The 1065-nt window shown below is 58.8% G+C and carries 1 pseudogene; it reads left to right on the plus strand.

Annotated elements, in window-relative coordinates:
• Positions 1-94 precede the first annotated feature (94 nt).
• Positions 95-801 (plus strand): annotated as a pseudogene (locus tag A3A5_RS39265) (IS3 family transposase); the annotation flags it as partial.
• Positions 802-1065 lie beyond the last annotated feature (264 nt).

The following is a 1065-nucleotide window of genomic DNA, read 5'->3' on the forward strand; positions in this document are numbered from 1 at the left end:
CAAGCATAGATCGCATGATGGCTAACAGGTTGGACCGGGGCGAGGAAAACCCGATAGGGAATGTGAGCCACAGCGCTCGATGATCAGATGAGGACTTTGCGAAGGAGTCGGTGTGAAGTATGCGTTCATCGAGCGAAACCGACGTTACTGGCCGGTCTCGGTCCTGTGTGAGATGCTGGGTGTCAGCCCCAGCGGCTATCACCAGCGCAAGCAACGCGCAGCAAGCACCGACAGGCCACATAGAGGCCGACTCAGTGACGATGCCTTGCTGGCCCACATCAAGGCGATTCACGCTGGGGCGAAGGGGGAGTATGGCTGGCCGCGCATGTGGAAAGAACTGCTGGCGCGCGGAGTGCGGGTGGGCAAGGAGCGTGTTCGCAAGCTGATGGTGCTGCACGTCCGTGCCCGCCACAAGCGCAAGTACATTGCGACGACCAACTCGAACCACGACTTGCCGGTGGCCCCCAATCTGCTGCAACGCGACTTTAGCCCTGCAGCACCCAATCAAGTCTGGACGAGCGACATCACCTATGTGGCGACAGTTGAAGGCTGGCTCTATTTGGTGGTCATCATCGACCTGTTCAGCCGGCAGGTGGTTGGCTGGTCGATGCAACCACACATGAAGGCCGAATTGGTCACGGACGCGCTGCGCATGGCCTGGTTCCGGCGCCGCCCGGAAGCCGGTGTGATTGTGCACACCGACCGGTTGAATCCGCCCAGTATTGCAGTCACCTGTTTCAAGACGCCCTGAAGGCGTATGGCATGCGCTCGTCAATGAGCCGCAGGGGCGATTGCTGGGACACTCAGTCCAAAATACGCTTCGAACGCCGGACCGATCTGACCCGTGCTGGGATTGGCCGAACTGCCTTGGCGTTGACCTGGGAGCGCAAGCTACGAATGCATGATGGCTAACAGGTTGGACCGGGACGAGGAAAGTCTGGTAAGAGCACTGAACCTTCGCGTTCGATTGTTAGATGAGACCCTCGTCAGCGAATTCCATATGGGCCAGCAGGCCAGATGGCCTGCATCAACCAATCCACCCAAGATAAGCCGCCAAATAAAATC

It is taken from the genome of Cupriavidus sp. UYPR2.512, from assembly GCF_000379565.1.
GTDB lineage: Bacteria > Pseudomonadota > Gammaproteobacteria > Burkholderiales > Burkholderiaceae > Cupriavidus.